The 15973-nt window shown below is 62.4% G+C and carries 13 protein-coding genes; 6 read left to right on the top strand and 7 right to left on the bottom strand.

Translation table 11 applies throughout. The annotated features are described in order from the left end of the window. The first annotated feature begins 174 nt into the window (after positions 1-174). The gene (locus BN1127_RS11720; RefSeq protein WP_041206346.1) at positions 175-1545 is read left to right on the top strand and encodes a YjiH family protein; all 1371 of its coding nucleotides are present in this window, start codon (positions 175-177) and stop codon (positions 1543-1545) included. A gap of 69 nt (positions 1546-1614) precedes the next feature. On the opposite strand, the gene BN1127_RS11715 is transcribed toward BN1127_RS11720, so the two are convergent. Next, positions 1615-4500 (bottom strand): HD domain-containing phosphohydrolase, encoded by a 2886-nt coding sequence (locus BN1127_RS11715; protein WP_042649572.1) that lies wholly within the window; start codon positions 4498-4500, stop codon positions 1615-1617. A 231-nt stretch (positions 4501-4731) separates the two neighbouring features. Here BN1127_RS11715 and BN1127_RS11710 point away from each other — a divergent pair, with 231 nt between their 5' ends. Together BN1127_RS11710 and BN1127_RS11705 are read left to right on the top strand one after the other, a co-directional pair. Continuing rightward, positions 4732-5721, top strand: coding sequence for a luciferase-like monooxygenase (locus BN1127_RS11710; RefSeq protein ID WP_041206342.1), 990 nt, complete (start codon positions 4732-4734; stop codon positions 5719-5721). A 170-nt stretch (positions 5722-5891) separates the two neighbouring features. Further along, positions 5892-6377, top strand: coding sequence for a 2TM domain-containing protein (locus tag BN1127_RS11705; RefSeq protein ID WP_005327237.1), 486 nt, complete (start codon positions 5892-5894; stop codon positions 6375-6377). 66 nt (positions 6378-6443) lie between these two features. Here the strand turns inward: BN1127_RS11705 and BN1127_RS11700 are convergent, their stop codons facing one another. Genes BN1127_RS11700 through lptD form a run of 6 tightly spaced genes read right to left on the bottom strand, consistent with a single transcriptional unit; the run spans position 6444 to position 13221 of the window. After that, complete coding sequence (locus BN1127_RS11700; protein WP_005327236.1) at positions 6444-7265, bottom strand: symmetrical bis(5'-nucleosyl)-tetraphosphatase; 822 nt, start codon at positions 7263-7265, stop codon at positions 6444-6446. Between the two features lie 6 nt (positions 7266-7271). After that, positions 7272-7634, bottom strand: a complete 363-nt coding sequence (apaG, locus tag BN1127_RS11695) for a Co2+/Mg2+ efflux protein ApaG (RefSeq protein ID WP_042649571.1) — start codon at positions 7632-7634, stop codon at positions 7272-7274. 4 nt (positions 7635-7638) lie between these two features. Then, positions 7639-8466 (bottom strand): 16S rRNA (adenine(1518)-N(6)/adenine(1519)-N(6))-dimethyltransferase RsmA, encoded by an 828-nt coding sequence (rsmA, locus tag BN1127_RS11690; protein WP_041206338.1) that lies wholly within the window; start codon positions 8464-8466, stop codon positions 7639-7641. Then, positions 8456-9451 (bottom strand): 4-hydroxythreonine-4-phosphate dehydrogenase PdxA, encoded by a 996-nt coding sequence (gene pdxA, locus BN1127_RS11685; protein WP_041207076.1) that lies wholly within the window; start codon positions 9449-9451, stop codon positions 8456-8458. Before pdxA ends, rsmA begins: the two co-directional genes overlap by 11 nt. Before the next feature lie 14 nt (positions 9452-9465). After that, on the bottom strand, positions 9466-10758 hold the full coding sequence (gene surA, locus BN1127_RS11680; RefSeq protein ID WP_005327228.1) for a peptidylprolyl isomerase SurA: 1293 nt from the start codon (positions 10756-10758) through the stop codon (positions 9466-9468). A gap of 30 nt (positions 10759-10788) precedes the next feature. Continuing rightward, positions 10789-13221 (bottom strand): LPS assembly protein LptD, encoded by a 2433-nt coding sequence (gene lptD / locus BN1127_RS11675; protein WP_005327225.1) that lies wholly within the window; start codon positions 13219-13221, stop codon positions 10789-10791. A 174-nt stretch (positions 13222-13395) separates the two neighbouring features. Here lptD and BN1127_RS11670 point away from each other — a divergent pair, with 174 nt between their 5' ends. Genes BN1127_RS11670 through djlA form a run of 3 tightly spaced genes read left to right on the top strand, consistent with a single transcriptional unit; the run spans position 13396 to position 15927 of the window. Further along, positions 13396-14424 carry an aminoglycoside phosphotransferase family protein gene (locus BN1127_RS11670; RefSeq protein ID WP_041206336.1) on the top strand — a complete coding sequence of 343 codons (1029 nt, stop codon included), beginning with the start codon at positions 13396-13398 and terminating at the stop codon, positions 14422-14424. Then, the gene (gene murU / locus BN1127_RS11665; protein ID WP_041206335.1) at positions 14421-15089 is read left to right on the top strand and encodes an N-acetylmuramate alpha-1-phosphate uridylyltransferase MurU; all 669 of its coding nucleotides are present in this window, start codon (positions 14421-14423) and stop codon (positions 15087-15089) included. Before BN1127_RS11670 ends, murU begins: the two co-directional genes overlap by 4 nt. 19 nt (positions 15090-15108) lie before the next feature. Continuing rightward, positions 15109-15927, top strand: coding sequence for a co-chaperone DjlA (gene djlA, locus BN1127_RS11660; RefSeq protein ID WP_005327208.1), 819 nt, complete (start codon positions 15109-15111; stop codon positions 15925-15927). Positions 15928-15973 lie beyond the last annotated feature (46 nt).

The following is a 15973-nucleotide window of genomic DNA, read 5'->3' as shown; positions in this document are numbered from 1 at the left end:
GTTTTGGTTTGTTCTTATGGATGGTTCGCCTGATAAAATATTTATGCTTGAGATAATCCATTAAAAGCTTGTTTGTGCAGTTTTTTGGGTTATTCTTGCGCCCGTTTGCCGGGCGAGGGCGTGAATATGCAGGCTGCCTGGCTGAAGGAAAAGTCATATTTAAGGCTGTCTATCATGTTGGAAAAGACCCTGGAAGCACCGGCGATCCATACTCGCCGCAATGTGCTGATGTTTTTGATCCCGTCGCTCATCGGGATCCTGCTGTTCATGACCCCCGTCATCTATGACGGCAATGTCACCATCCCCGTCGCCGTGCTGGCGAAGCTGGTACAGACGGTGTTCGCCGACTATCTGGTGGCCATGGTCAGCGCCATCATTACCACCACTATGCTGATGACGTTGATCGCCTGGTTGTTCAAGCCGGCGATCCTGGTGAAGCGCCCCTTCCTCAACAGCCTGTTCAACGTCTCCCCCTTCTGGGCCTGCGTGCGGGTGCTGGGGGGCCTCTTCGTGCTGCTGACCTTCTTCGAGGCCGGTCCCGAGGTGCTGCGTTCCGGGGCGACCGGTGGCCTGGTGCTGCACGATCTGCTGCCGGTGCTGTTCTCCGTCTTCATCTTCGCCGGCTTGCTGCTGCCGCTGCTGCTGGACTTCGGTCTGCTGGAGTTTGTCGGCACCATGATGACCCGCATCATGCGCCCTGTGTTCCGTCTGCCGGGTCGCTCCGCCGTGGATTGCTTCGCCTCCTGGCTGGGGGATGGCAGCGTCGGCATCCTGCTCACCAGCAAGCAGTACGAGGGCAAGTTCTACACCCAGCGTGAAGCCGCCGTCATCGGCACCACCTTCTCGGCTGTCTCCATCACCTTCTGTCTGGTGGTGATCTCCCAGGTGAAGCTGGAGCACATGTTCGTCCCCTTCTACCTTACCGTCTGCCTGGCCGGCGTGGTGGCCGCCATAGTGGTGCCGCGCCTGCCCCCGCTCTCCTGGAAGAAGGATGTCTACAGCGACGGCACCCCCCTGTGCCGCAAGCAGGAGGCCATTCCCCATCAGCACAGCGTGCTGAGCTATGGCTATCAGCGTGCCCTGGCCAAGGCCGACAGCATGACGGATCTCGGCGCCGTGGCGCGGGAAGGGGTGAAGAACGCCCTTGACATGGTGTTTGGCGTGCTGCCGGTGGTGATGGCGATCGGGACCTGTGCCCTGATGCTGGCCGAGCATACCCCCATCTTCAACTGGCTGGGTGCTCCCTTCGTGCCCTTGCTGGAGTTGCTGCAACTGCCGGAGGCCGAGGCGGCGTCCAAGACCATCATGGTGGGCTTCGCCGACATGTTCATCCCGGCTGTGCTGGCCTCGACCATAGAGAGCGACATCACCCGCTTCGTGATCGCCGCCATGTCGGTGACCCAGCTCATCTATATGTCGGAAGTGGGCGCCCTGCTGCTGGGCAGCAAGATCCCGGTCAAGCTGTGGGAGCTGTTCGTCATCTTCCTGCTGCGCACCCTGGTCACCCTGCCGGTCATCGCCGGCGTGGCGCACCTGCTGTTCTAAGGGCTGCCTGGAGATGAAAAACGGTCAACCTCGGTTGACCGTTTTTTTATGGGCGCTCGGGAATAGCGGCTAATGCGGTTCCGCCAGCAGGGCCTGGCAGGCCGCCTCGTCCAGCTGCTCGGGGGCGAGGAAGCGCAGGGCATAGTCCCGCCAGACCCCGCTGTCGATGAACAGGGTGAACAGTGCCGGGTCTATGTGCTGCTCCTGCACCATCTTCTGCATGATGGTCAGGGACTGGGAGACCGTCTTGCCCGATTTGTAGGGACGATCGCTCGCGGTCAGGGCCTCGAAGATGTCGGCGATGGCCATGATGCGGGCGGGAATGCTCATCTGCTCACCCTGTAACTGGCGCGGGTAGCCGGTGCCGTCCATCCGCTCGTGGTGGCCCCCTGCGATCTCCGGCACCTTGCGCAGGTGACGGGGAAAGGGGAGCTTCTCCAGCATGCGGATGGTCTGGATGATGTGATCGTTGATCTTGTAGCGCTCCTCCTCGGTGAGGGTGCCACGGCCGATGGCGAGGTTGTAATGCTCCCCCCGGTTGTAGAGATGGGCGGGGACCCTGACCTTGAAGCCCCAGGGATTGTGCCTGGTCAGGTTGTCGTGGGCGGGGCGGGGAATGAGGTGCACCGGCTTGTCGGCCAGCAGCGGCTCGCGGCAGGGCAGGGGAGCCGCCTCCCCGGGATGGCGCTTTAGCTCCTCCGGGCTGACGCCGAGGCGATCATCCAGGGTGCGCAGCCAGGTACGGCTGGCGATGGCATCGAGCTGCGCCAGTTTTTCCGGTGCCATCCACTCGCCCCCCAGATTGCACTCGGCGACGAAGGCGAACTCCTGATCCAGCATCTGCCAGGTCGGGGTCACTGCCTTGAGGGCTGCCTGCCGATCGGAGGCGGGCAGCCGGGCCGCCAGCGCTTCTATATGGGCGTCGCGCTTGAGCACCTCGAAACGGGTGCGGATCTCGTGGATCCTGTCGTAGATGGTCTCCAGCTTGGTGGCCTTGTCCACCACGAACTCCGGTGTGGTGACCTTGCCGCAATCGTGCACCCAGCTCGCGATATGGATGGCCTCCCATTCCTCGTCGCTGAGGGTGAAGTCGCCAAAGGGGCCCTGCTGCTGGGCGCAGGCCGCCTCCGTCAGCATGCGGGTCAGTTCGGGCACGCGCTGGCAGTGGCCTCCGGTATAGGGACTCTTGGCGTCGATGGCACCGGCGATAAGCTCGATGAAGGCCTCCAGCAACTGCTTTTGCTCCTCCAGCAGGCGCTGATTCTCGATGGCGGAGGCGGACATGCCCGCCAGCGCCTCGATGAGGCTGATGCGTGACGCCAGCTCCCGTGGTGCGCAGTCCGGCAAGATCAGCAGCAGGCAGCCGATCAGCTCCTGGCGGTGGTTGTAGAGGGGTTCGGCCAGCAGTTGGCGGGGGCCGGGGAAGGGGCCCCAGTCGGCCAGGCAGTGCGACCACTGCTCGGCATTGAGGGGCAGGCTGAGTCGCTCGGTATGATAGAGGCCGCCGAGCAGGGACTCCTGCCAGTGCAACTTTTCACAGTCCAGGGGCTGCCGTTGCCAGATGGCCTGAACCGCCTTCATCTGCTTCTCCTGGGCCAGATAGAGGCAGCCCCCCTCTGCCTGGGCCGCCGCCACCGTCTCGTGCAGGATGCGGCTGAGCAGGGAGTCGAAGCGGTGTTCGGCCGCCAGCGCCAGACCCATGTTCATGAAATTGCCGAGGGTCAGTCGCATGCTGGACATGGCGCGGGCGAGATCGTCGATCTCGCGGATCGCCGAGTCTGGCCGTTCGCTCTCGCCGAAGTCGAAGTGCTGGATCCGCTCGGCCTCTTGCGTCAGCGCCAGCAAGGGGGCGGCGGTGCGCCTCGCCACCAGCCAGATGACGGGCAGCAGCAACAGCAGACCCATCAGGGCCCAGACCAGGTTGCGCAGGGCGTCGTGGCGGGCCGGTGCGGTGAGTTCATCCGTCGGTACCAGCAGGGCCAGGTAGAAGGGAGACCCCTCGTCGAGGGCGGAGAGGTTGACCAGCCAGTCGCGGCCATCCTCGGCAGTCAGCGTCAGCTCGGTTGGCTCGTGCAGCAGGGTGGGTCTGGATGCCATCTCCTGTTGCAACTTGGTCAGTATGGGTTGCTTGAGCGCCGACAACATGGGCAGCCGGCTCAGTTGATCGAAGCTGGGCAGCCGTTTGGGATCCGTTGTCAGCAGGGTCCCGACTTCGTCGAACAGTACCAGCTGGCAATAGCTGGGCAGAGGCAGCTCGCCGATAAGGGAGGAAAGCCCCTCCACACCGGCATCCAGCCCGATCACCGCCCGGCGATCGTCGCTCTCCACCGCCAGCGTCATGCCCGGCTCTCTGGTGGTGAAGAAGAGATAGGGGTGGGTCACTATGATGCCCGTGCCCCAGCGCGCCTCCTTGTACCAGCCACGGTCGCGCGGATCGAAGCGATAGTCCGGCATGGGCCGCCGCTCCAGCAATCGCAGCCGCTGGTCGAAATAGAGGAACTCTCCCCGGCCCTGACTCAGGCTCTGTACCAGCAGGTGGCTCCCGGGAGGGGGGCTGTCAAGCAATCCCCTGGCCCGCTCGGTCAACTTGCGCACCAGGAAGAAGTCGCCGTTCTCGTAACCGGCATAGATGGCACCATAGCTGGCGCTGTTGGCCAGCACCTCGGCCAGCTGGGGCAGGTAGCCGAGGCGGGATTCCAGGCTGGTCATGGCGGCCAGCTGGCCACTGCGCAGCAGGCTGAGCGACATGCGAGCCGGGCGCTGGTTCAACTTGATGGCAAGCGCGAGCTGTTCCCTGTACTGCTGGAAGCTCTGTCGCTCGTGTGCCAACCCCTGCTGCATGCCCTGCTGAAACTGCAACATGATGAGGGCGCCCCCCAGCACGGAGAACAGCAGAATGAAGAGGGTGGCAATGTGCACGTAAAAGGGTTTGCTGCCGAGGCTTGTTTTTGTCATGGACCTATCCTTGTCCTGCGGGTGCACCCCGCGATGATCTGCTAAACAGTGTGCTCGCAAGATGACAAAAAGCATAGGAGGTGAGGGGGGAAGCGGCCCTCTATCTTCAGGGGCGCACCCTCGCCGGCACGGACGGGGTACCTCACCGACAACCGGGTCGCGTGATTCATTCAGATATCTCATGCTACATTGCTCCACTGATGAATCGCCTTTGAATCAATGGAGTGTCCCATGCCTGTCGTTCCCTATTCCGTCCTGGATCTGGTGCCCGTCCCCGAAGGTAGCCTGCCGGCCGAGTCGTTTCGTCATTCGCAGGATCTGGCCCGGCATGCCGAGCGCTGGGGCTATCACCGCTACTGGCTGGCGGAACATCACAACATGCCGGGGATCGCCAGTGCCGCCACCGCCGTGCTCATCGGCCATCTGGCCGGCGCCACCAGCACCCTGCGGCTGGGGGCCGGTGGCATCATGCTGCCGAACCACTCGCCCCTGGTGATCGCCGAGCAGTTCGGCACGCTGGCCTCTCTCTATCCGGATCGCATCGATCTCGGTCTTGGCCGCGCGCCCGGTACTGATCAGCGCACCATGCAGGCGCTGCGCCGCCAGCGCGGCGGCGAGGTGGATGATTTTCCTGCGGACGTGCGTGAGCTGATGGGCTACTTCGGTGACGAGGTGGGCGCCGTGCAGGCGGTACCTGGCCAAGGGCTGCATGTGCCGATCTGGTTGCTGGGCTCCAGCCTCTACAGTGCCCAGCTGGCGGCCGCCATGGGGTTGCCGTTCGGTTTTGCCTCTCACTTTGCACCCGGTCTGCTGTTGCAGGCACTCGAGATCTACCGCGCCCAGTACCGCCCTTCCGCGCGCTGGCCCAAACCTTATGCGGTAGTCTGCATCAACGTGATCGCTGCCGACACGACCCGGGAGGCCCGTTTCCTGTTCACCACGCTTCAGCAGCAGTTCCTGCGACTCTATCGGGGGGATGCCGGCAAGCTGCCGCTGCCGGTGGAGAGTCTGGGAGAGGCGTGGTCACCCCGGGAGCTGATGGCGATGGAGCAGACCCTGGCCCGCTCCTTGGTGGGGGATCCGGATCAGGTGCGTCACGGTCTCAAGGCCTTGCTGGCCGAAACCGGGGCCGACGAGCTGATGTTCAACGGGCCCATCGTCGATCATCAGGCCAGGCTGCGTTCCTTCGAGATAGCCGCCGGTCTGATGCAGAACCTGTGACAATCTGGTCGGGCGCACCAGCGTGTGTGTCCGCACAGGGGGGAACCTCCCGTTCATATTTCAAGTCTTTGATTTAAAACGATAGTCAGGTTTATGTCGGCCCTCTGTCGTGTCACCTCTCGCCGCGCTGGCCCTATGCTGGCCCTGTCAATCACCACAAGGAGTTCGAGATGATCGTCAGGAAGTTGAGATTGCAACGGGGGTGGTCCCAGGATCAGTTGGCGACCCTGACTGGCCTGAGTGTTCGCACCATACAGCGGATCGAGCAGGGCCAGCAGCCCGGACTGGAATCCCTCAAGGCCCTGGCCTCCGTCTTTGAGCTCGATGTGACGCAACTGCAGGAGAGCGAGATGAAAGGGAACGAGACCGACAGTCAGGGGACGGTACAGGTGGCCAAGGATGAGCGGGAGGCGATGAAGTTCGTCGAGGGGCTCAAAGGCTTCTACGGCCACCTCATCAGCTATGTGCTGGTGATAGGGGGGCTGTTTGTCATCAACTACCTGAGCAACCCGGACTATATCTGGGCCTGGTGGCCCATGCTGGGCTGGGGGCTTGGCCTGATGTCCCATGCCATCAACCTGTTCCAGCCATTCAGGCTGTTCGGGCCCGAATGGGAGCGGCGCCAGGTCGAGAAGCGGCTGGGGCGCAGGCTCTAGCCTGCGTGCTGACCAACGAAGAGGCCCGGCAATGCCGGGCCTCTTTATATCGCCAGCGTCTTTGTTTCACTTGGCATAGGCGGGGCAGGGGGTCGCTATCAGGGCATCGTCTTCATAGCGCCAGAGGGTGAGGCTGTTACCCCACACGCAGCCGGTGTCCAGCCCCTTGATGTCCGCCTTGCCGGTGGCGCCCATCAGTGCCGCCCAGTGGCCGAATACCAGGATGGGGTCGTCGTCGTGGTGCTCGCGCTGCTCGAACCAGGGGCGCAGGCCCGGGGTGGACTCTGTGGGTCCCTTCTTGCACTTGAAGTCGAGCCGGCCATCGAAGTAGCAGAAGCGCATCCGGGTGAAGGTGTTGATGATGTAGCGGTAGCGCTCTATCCCCTGCAGGTTCTCGTCCCAGCTATCGGGCTGGTCGCCATACATGTGGTGCAGCAGCCAGCTGTACTGATCGCCGCGCAGCAGCGTCTCCACTTCACGGGCACAACTCCGTGCCGTGTGGGCATCCCAGGCCGGAGAGAGTCCGGCATGGATCATCATGATGGGCAGATCCGGGTGCTCCGCCAGCAGGGGACGGTGGCGCAGCCACTCCAGCAGCTCGTCCCGATCCGGGGCTTCCATCAGGGCCTGCAGCTTGTCTTTCTTCTTGAGAGGGGCGACTCCATGAGCCACCGCCAGCAGGTGCAGGTCGTGGTTGCCGAGCACGGTCACGGCGCGGCTTCCCAGTGACTTGACGAAGCGCAGAGTGTTGAGGGAGTCCGGCCCGCGGGCGACCAGGTCGCCACACAGCCAGAGCGTGTCCTTGTCGGAGTCGAATTCGGCAAGATCCAGCAGACGGCGCAGATCGTCGTAACAGCCCTGGATATCACCGACGAAACAATTCGCCATGAAACCTCAGTTGATAATGTTGGGAACGGCCAGTGTGAAAGGGGCGATGGGGGCCTCGAATTGCTGCCCCGATTCGTCTTGCAGGGTATAACTGCCTTCCATCACGCCGAAGGGGGTGGCGAGCGGTACGCCACTCTGATAGCTGAAGGTCTTGCCGGGGGCGATGAAGGGCTGCTCGCCCACGACCCCCGGCCCTTCCACTTCCAGCATCTTGCCATTGGCATCCGTGATGAGCCAGCGCCGATGCAGCAGCTGCACCTTGCCCGGCCCCAGATTCTCTATCTCGATGAGATAGAGAAAATGGTAGGGATCCTCGGTGCCCGCCACATAGCTGGGGTGCGGGCGAACCACTATCCGGGGAGATGCCATGGGATCAGGCCTGCTGCTGATCGGCCAGCCAGTTGGCGATCATGACGAACTGCTCGAGGGAGAGGTTCTCCGGACGCAGGTTGCCATCGATGCCAAGCTCGGTCAGCTGAGCGTCGGTGATGAAGTTGGAGAAACTGTTGCGGATGGTCTTGCGACGCTGGCCGAAGCCCTCGGTGCAGACCCGGCTCAGACAGCGGAGGTCTTTCGCGACGATAGTCGGGTTCTTGTGTGGCACCAGTCGCACCACGGCCGAGTCCACCTTGGGGGCTGGCTTGAAGGCACCCGGGCCCACTTCCAGCACCGGGATCACCTGGCAGTAGTACTGGACCATGACGCTCAGGCGGCCATAGGCCTTGCTGCCCGGGCCTGCGCACATCCGCAATACCACTTCCTTTTGCAGCATGAAGTGCATGTCCTCCACCCGGTCGGCGAACTCGCACAGGTGGAAGATGAGCGGGGTGGAGATGTTGTAGGGCAGGTTGCCGAAGATGCGCAGGGGCGGTTTGCCTTCTCCCATCAGGGTGCCGAAGTCGAAGCGCATGGCATCGGCCTCGATCACCGTCAGCTTCTCCTTGAGGGTTGGGTGCTCGCGCAGGCGAGCCGCCAGATCCCGGTCAAGCTCGACCACCGTCATCTTGTCCATCTGGGAGGCGACCGGTTCGGTCAGTGCCGCCAGACCCGGGCCTATTTCCACCAGGTTCTGACCCGGCTGCGGGTTGATGGCGGCGACTATCTGATCGATCACATAACGGTCGTGCAAGAAGTTCTGACCGAAACGCTTACGGGCCGTGTGGCCCATGTGCACCTTGTTGCTCTGCACCTTACTGCTCATATCTTTTTTTCTCTACCATCTGGATGGCGTGGTTAATCGCGGTGATCAGGCTGCCCGAGTCTGCCAGGCCCTTGCCTGCCAGATCCAGCGCTGTGCCGTGATCCACCGAAGTACGGATGAAAGGAAGTCCGAGGGTGATGTTGACCGAGTTGCCAAAGCCCTTGTATTTGAGCACCGGCAGCCCCTGGTCGTGGTACATGGCGAGTACCGCATCCGCATCCTTGAGGTATTTGTCCTGGAACAGGGTATCGGCCGGCAAGGGGCCGACCAGATCGATCCCTTCCTGGCGCAAGCTGGCCAGGGCGGGTTCGATCACGTCGATCTCTTCACGGCCGAGATGGCCCCCTTCCCCGGCATGGGGGTTGAGGCCGCAGACATAAATTCTGGGGTGTGCTATGCCGAACTTGCCCTTGAGATCCGCATCCAGGATGCGGATCACCTTGGCAAGGCGCTCCTGCGTGATGGCCATCGCCACATAGGCGAGGGGAATGTGGGTGGTCGCCAGCGCTACCCGCAGCCCTTCGGTGGCCAGCAGCATCACCACGTCTGCGGTGTCTGACTGCTGGGCAAAGAATTCGGTGTGGCCGCTGAACGAGACGCCCGCCTGATTGATGATCCCCTTGTGCACCGGACCTGTCACCACGGCGGCGAATTCGCCGCTCAGGTTGCCGTCGCAGGCGCGCTGCAGGGTGGCCAGCACATAGGCGCCATTGCCCTCGTCGAGCTCGCCCGGCACCACGGGGGCGCCGAGAGGGATGGGACACACCGTCAGGGTTCCCGCCCGCTGACCCCTCACGGGGGCGGCGGCATCATAGGGTTCCAGCTCGATGGGCAGCCCCAGCAGGGCGGCGCGCTCGCGCAGCAGCGCCGGGTCGGCGATCACCACCAGCTGGTGCGGCCAGTCCCGCTGGGCTATCTGCAGCACCAGGTCCGGGCCTATGCCGGCGGGCTCACCCGGGGTGATGGCAAGACGATGGCTGTTCATCTGTTCATCGCCCATTAATTGGGTTCGATCTGGATGTAGGCTTCGTCGCGCAGCTCATCCAGCCAGGCCTGGGACTCTTCGGTGAAGCGGCGGTTGAAGATCAGCTGATAGGCGCGCTGCTCCTGGGCCTTGCCGGTGGCATCCTGGCTGCGGCGATCTTCCAGCTGCACTATGTGCCAGCCGTGGCTGGTGCGGAAGGGCTCGCTGAGCTGACCCGGTTGCAGGCGGTTGACCATGTCGCGGAACTCCGGCACATAGACGTTGGGATCGGACCAGCCCAGCTCGCCACCCTGCACCGCAGAGCCCGGATCTTCGGAGTACTTCTCCGCCATGCTGGCGAAGCTCGCCTTGCCGCTCTTGATGTCGTGCAAGATGCCGTCCAGGGTGCCCTTGGCCTTCTCCTCGCTCAGGATGATGGAGGGCTTGATCAGGATGTGGCGCGCCTTCACCTCGGTCTGCATCACTTGCTGCTGACCCTTGGTGTCGAAGATCTTGACGATGTGCAGACCGGCGCCCGAGCGCAGCGGGCCGACGATGTCACCCTTGCTGGCACCCTGTACCGCTTCGGCCATCAGGGTCGGCATCTCCTGCGGGCTCATCCAGCCCCAGTCTCCCCCTTCCAGGGCCTTGGGACCGTTGCTCTCGGCGATAGCCAGCTTGCGGAAGTCCGCCCCCTCTTTCAGCGCGGCCAGGATGCGTTCGATCTTGGCCTTGGCTGCGTTGAGCTGCTCGGCATTCGGGTTGTCAGGCAGGGCAACCTGGATGTGACCGACGTGGTACTCGGTCTGTTGTTGACCCTGCTTGCTCAGGGCCTCGACCACCTGCTTCACCTCCTGCTCGGAGATGTTGATGCGGCGGCGGACCTGGCTGCGGCGCACCTCGTTCATCAGGATCTCGCGGCGCACCTCCTCCCGGTACTGGGCATAAGTCAGCCCTTCCCGTTCGAGCTGGGCACGCAGTTGATCCAGGGTCATCTTGTTGTCGGCGGCGATGCTCTGGATGGCCTGCTCCAACTGGGTGTCACTGATCTTGAGCCCCTGGCGATCCGCCAGTTGCAGTTGCAGGCTCTCCTGGATCAGGCGATCCAGCGCCTGCTTGCGCAGGGTGACGTCATCGGGCAGGGATTGGCCGCTCTCCTGGGCTGAGGCCTTCACCTTCTGCACCAGGGCTTCCTGCTGACTGGCCAGCACCACGTCCTTGTTGACCACGGCAAGCACCTTGTCCATCAGCTCGGGCGCGGCGAAGGCACCCTGGCTCATGACTCCAAACAGGCCTGCGGTCAGCAGGGAAATCAACGTCTTCTTCATATCCATCTCTCAAGGCGTTTGCCAGACTCGTTATTGGTCTCGCAGGTTAAACGGACGAATGTAAGGCAGTGCTTCGGTATCCAGGGAGGTACCCTTGGAGCCGGTACCCACGCTACCCAATCCTTTCATTTCAAATTGAATGCCGAGGCTGCGCTCGGACGTCGGGGCCAGGTTCACGTTGTCCGGCGTATTGACCCACTCCAGGTTGAAGTTGATGCTCCAGCAGCAGGAGTCATATTTCAGACCCACCTTGCGGTCAACTTTGACGTTCTGGTCGAGCTCCTGATAGTAGCCGCCATAGAGGTGCCACTGATCGTTGAGCGGGGTGGTCAACAGCAGGCCTATCTGGTTGAGATCCGTCACCTCGCCCTTGCGGTCGAGGTCATAGTTGGCGTCCCGCACGAAGCGGTGGTTCAACTGACTGATCAGCTTCTCATGGCGGTACTCCAGGGCGCTGTTGGCAGAGCTTATCTGGCGTTGCTCCACATCATATTGCGCCCCGGCATGGGCATACCACTGCTCGTTGATCTTGGCATCGCCCTCGAACGACAGTGGCGAGCGGGTATTGGTGCTCAGGTTGTCGCTGGCGTAGAGCTTGACCCTGGGCGCCACGAAGTCGAAGGCTTGGGCAACGGCCAGCCGGATTCGTTCATCGCCAGCCGGATCATAGATGCGGGTAGTAACGCCAACAGAGAGCCGGCTGGAGTCGCTGATGCGGTCCAGGCCGGCGAAGCGGCGATCGCTGAACAGGCTGTAATAGTCCTGGCGCATGGTGGTGGAGTCGTAGACGCCGATGTTGTCCTGATCCTTGTAGGGCACATAGAGGTACTGGAACTCAGGCTCCAGGGTCTGGCTGGCCCCTTCCCCGAACCACTGCTGGTCGCGCTCGAAGGTCATGCCGCCCTTGAGGCGGAACGAGGGCAGCACCCGGGTGATAATGCCCTCCTCCAGGGTGACGTCACCCCCGCCCTGGGGCGTGAATCGGTTGGTGAAGGTACTGCTCATGTCATCCGGCACCGTCTGATCGTAACGGGTGTACATCAGCTTGTACTGGCTGTCGAGGAAGTAACCCGCCTCGTCGATGAGCGGTATGGTCAGGGTGGGGGCCGTGTAGACCCGGGTGCCGGTGTAGGCGCTACCCTTGTTCTCCTCGATGGCCTGGTCGTTGTTGTAGCCGAAGTTGGTCAGCTCGGTGTTCCAGGCCAGATCGTACCAGTTGCCCTGCTGGTAGTAGTTGTGGTTGATGCGCGGCATCAGCTCGTGGGGTTGCTGGGCGCTGGCCAGCAGGATCTGGTAGGTCCGCACCTCGGCATTGAGGTTCCAGCTCTGCTGGTAGTAGCCGGCTTTCAGAGATTGCTGCAACTGGTTGTCGACCTGGGTCCCCACTTTGGGGGAGAAGTCGTTGAAGTAGTTGTAGTCCTGATCCCGCACCTTGGTATAGTCCACCGACACCCGCATGGCATTGTCCATGAACATGGAGGTGTGGCGGGCACTGAGCAGATAGCGGTGACCATCGGACAGGTGATCGTTGAGGCTGTCCGTCTCGTCGTACTGCTTGTCATCCGCCAGGTTTTCGAAATAAAGGGTGCCCACATGGGCCGGATCCGGCATGTAGCGGAACTCGACCTGCTCCATCAGGCCCCGTCTGTCCATGAAGCGGGAGGTGATGGTGGCATCGTAGTTGGGGGCTATGTTCCAGTAGAACGGCTGGGTGATGTCCATGCCGTTCTTGGAGCTTTGGGTATAGCCCGGGTAGAGCAGACCGGTCTTGCGCTCATCCTTGATGGGGAAGTTGATATAGGGGAAATAGAAGACCGGATAATCATAGAGCCAGAGGCTGGCGTTCCAGGCTTCCCCGAACACTTCGGACTGATCGATGTCGATGCTGCCGGCCTTCAGGGTCCAGGCCTCCTGACCCGGGGGGCAGGTGGTGTACTGGGCTCCCTCCAGGGTGATGTTCTGGTTGTTGTTGGTCATGGTGACTTTTTCGGCGAAGCCGCGCACCGGTGAGCCATGAACCTGATACTTACCCTCTTCTAGCTCGGAGTTCTTGGTGTCCAGGTTGGATTTGAGGGTCTTGTCGCTGGTGACAGTAATCTGGCCATCGTTGTAATAGATGTTGCCGATGGCAATGACATCCCGGCTCTTCTGATCAAGCTGGGCATAGTCGGAGTCAAATTTGCGCACGCCCTGACGCACCTTGACGTCACCCTCATAGACGGCGGTCCCGCCCTGCTTGGCCTCCAGGCGATCGGCATCCACTTCGACGGGCTGGGCATTGGCGTCCTGATCCGCGCTGGGTTTCTCGATCTTGGGGACATAGTCATAGCAGAGGCTGTTGAGGATCCCGGTGGCCGGTGGCGCGTTGAGGGGCGCCGCCTGTACCGTGAGCGGGCTCAGGGCAGGAACAAGGCTGATGGTCAGGGCGATGGGATAAGAACACCCCAGTGTCCATTTTGTCATGTGAAGGGCTCGCGCAATCCGTAGTAAAAACGGTTGATTCAGGGCATGCATTTTATGTCAGGATCCATCGAGTTGACATTGCATGTCATTGCTTTATGTTAGCCGGCAATGATAAAGCATTATTGCGGCCAGGGCTAACAGCCAAGTGCTGCTTTCCAATTTGGTTCCCGACTCATGCACGATCGCGCTTCCCTGCTATTGCAATGGGCACGCCGGATTTCCGGTGATGCCAATCTCCAGTTGACCCTGATCTCCGGTGACGCCAGTTTCCGCCGCTACTTCCGTGGTGGTGGCCTGGTGTGGGTGGATGCTAATCCGAAAACCGAAAAAAATCATGAATTCGTTCGCAATGCGGCCGCCCTGCACGCCGTGGGGCTGCTGGCTCCCGAGGTCAAGGGGGTCGACTATGAGCAGGGGCTGCTGGCGGTCAGTGACCTTGGCGATACCCAGCTTATCGGCTGCCTGAACGATGACAACGTGCTGGCCTGGTATGGCAAGGCCATCGCCCTGCTGCCTCGGCTCGGATCGGTGGCGCTCGAGCTCGAGCCCTTCGACGAGGCCTTCATGGCGCGCGAGAACGCCATCTTCCCCGAGTGGCTGCTGGGTCATCATCTGCAACTGACCCTGAGCGCCGAGGAGCAAGGCTTGCTGGCGGAGACATTCGCCTGCCTCACCGAGAGCAACCTGGCTCAGCCCCAGGGAGTGATGCACAGAGACTTCCACAGTCGCAACCTGATGGTGTGTGGTGGCGATACGCCGGACGACAGCCAACTGGCCGTCATCGACTTCCAGGACATGGTCATCGGCCCTCTCAGCTACGACCTAGTCTCCCTGCTGAAAGACTGTTACGTGCGTTGGCCCGATGCCGTGATAGAGCAAGGCATGGGCCATGGCTTCGATACCCTGAGCCAGGCCGGTCTGCTGGGCGATCTCGATTATGCCGCTTTCCGCCGGTATGCCGATCTGACCGGCATGCAGCGCCACCTGAAGGCGGCCGGCCTCTTCACTCGTCTCTACCATCGCGACGGCAAGTCCGGCTACCTCAAGGACATCCCCCGTACCCTGGGCTACGTGGTGGATGTGTGCCATCAACATGGGGCCGAGCATCCGGTGCTGGCCCGTTTCGGCGACTGGTTGCAGCGGATTGTGCTGCCGGGCCTGGCCCGGGCGGCAGAGGCTCGGCGTGCCGGGGAGCCGTCATGAAGGCGATGATCCTGGCCGCAGGCCGTGGGGAGCGGATGCGCCCGCTCACCGACTTGCTGCCCAAGCCGCTGCTGGCGGTGGGGGGCAAGCCCCTGATCGTCCACCACATCGAGAAGCTCAAGGCGGCCGGGGTGACACAGCTTGTCATCAACCACGCCTGGCTTGGCCACAAGCTGGTGGAGGCGCTCGGCGATGGCCGCCAGTTCGGGGTCGAGATCCTGTGGTCGGCGGAGGAGAGTGCGCTCGAGACTGCGGGCGGCATCGTGCAGGCATTGCCACTGCTCGGCAGCGAGCCCTTTCTGGTGATCAACGGCGATACCTGGATTGATGCGGATTATGGCGCTCTGGTGAATCAGCCGTTGGCGGATGACCTGGCCCACCTCTGGCTGGTGCCCAATCCACCCCAGCACCCTCAGGGGGATTTCTCCCTGCAAGACGGCCGGGTGCTGGACGCGCCAGCCCTCACCTTCAGCGGCGTTGGCCTCTATCACCCGGCGGCCTTTGTCTCCCTGCCTTGCGGTGCCCGCAAGCTGGCACCCCTGCTGCGCGACTGGATGGCACAAGGCCGGGTCGGTGGCAGTCTGCTGGCTGGCGAGTGGCGGGACATAGGCACAGTCGATCGGCTGCGGGAGCTGGATGACCAGCTGCTTGCCGGCACTCATTAACATCACGAGGTCTTGAACCATGCGTATTTGGGGTAAGGTGCTTGGCGCCTTCTTCGGTTTTCTGCTCGGCAATATCTTCGGCGCCCTGCTTGGCCTCTGGATCGGCCACCGCTTCGATCGGGGCATGGGCATTCGGGGGGCGTTCCAGCGAGCTCCCAGCCAGCAGCAGCAGGCGGTCTTCTTCCACGCCACCTTCGCCGTCATGGGCCATATCGCCAAGGCGAGCGGTCAGGTCACCGAGCACGAGATCCGGGTCGCCTCCAGCCTGATGGACAGGATGCGACTCTCCGGCGAGCAGCGGGTGCGGGCTCAGGAGTCGTTCCGCCAGGGCAAGGAGAACGACTTCCCGCTGCGCGAAACCCTGGCGGAGTTTCGCCAGGCGAGCCTGGGGCAGCGCGACATCCTGCGCTTCTTCCTTGAGGTGCAGCTGCAGGCCGCCTTTGCCGATGGCAAGGTGGAGGCCAACGAGCGCGCCATCCTGCAGACCATCGCGGACGAGCTCGGCTTTAGCCGCATCGAGCTGGCGCGGATCCTGGCGATGGCGGAGGCGCAGATGAACTTCTTCCACCGCCAGCAGCAGGGTGGACAAGGGCAGCAATACCGGCAGGAGGCCCCCTCCCAGGATCGCCTCAAGGATGCCTACCAACTGCTCGGGGTGAGCGAGAGCGACAGCGATCAGGATATCAAGCGCGCCTATCGCAAGGAGATGAGCAAGCATCACCCGGACAAGCTGGCCGCCAAGGGGTTGCCGCCCGAAATGATGGAGATGGCCAAGGAGAAGACCCAGGAGATCCAGCAGGCCTGGGAGTGGATCCGCGAGGCCCGCGGCATCCGTTGAACCCTGCCCTTTGTCAGCCATAAAAAATGGCGCTGTCCCAGTTATG

Origin of the sequence: Aeromonas media, from assembly GCF_000819985.1 — a bacterium.
GTDB classification, from domain to species: Bacteria; Pseudomonadota; Gammaproteobacteria; order Enterobacterales; family Aeromonadaceae; genus Aeromonas; species Aeromonas media.
The sequence above is the reverse complement of the archived record's forward strand: the minus strand, read 5'-3'. Positions and strand labels throughout refer to the sequence as shown.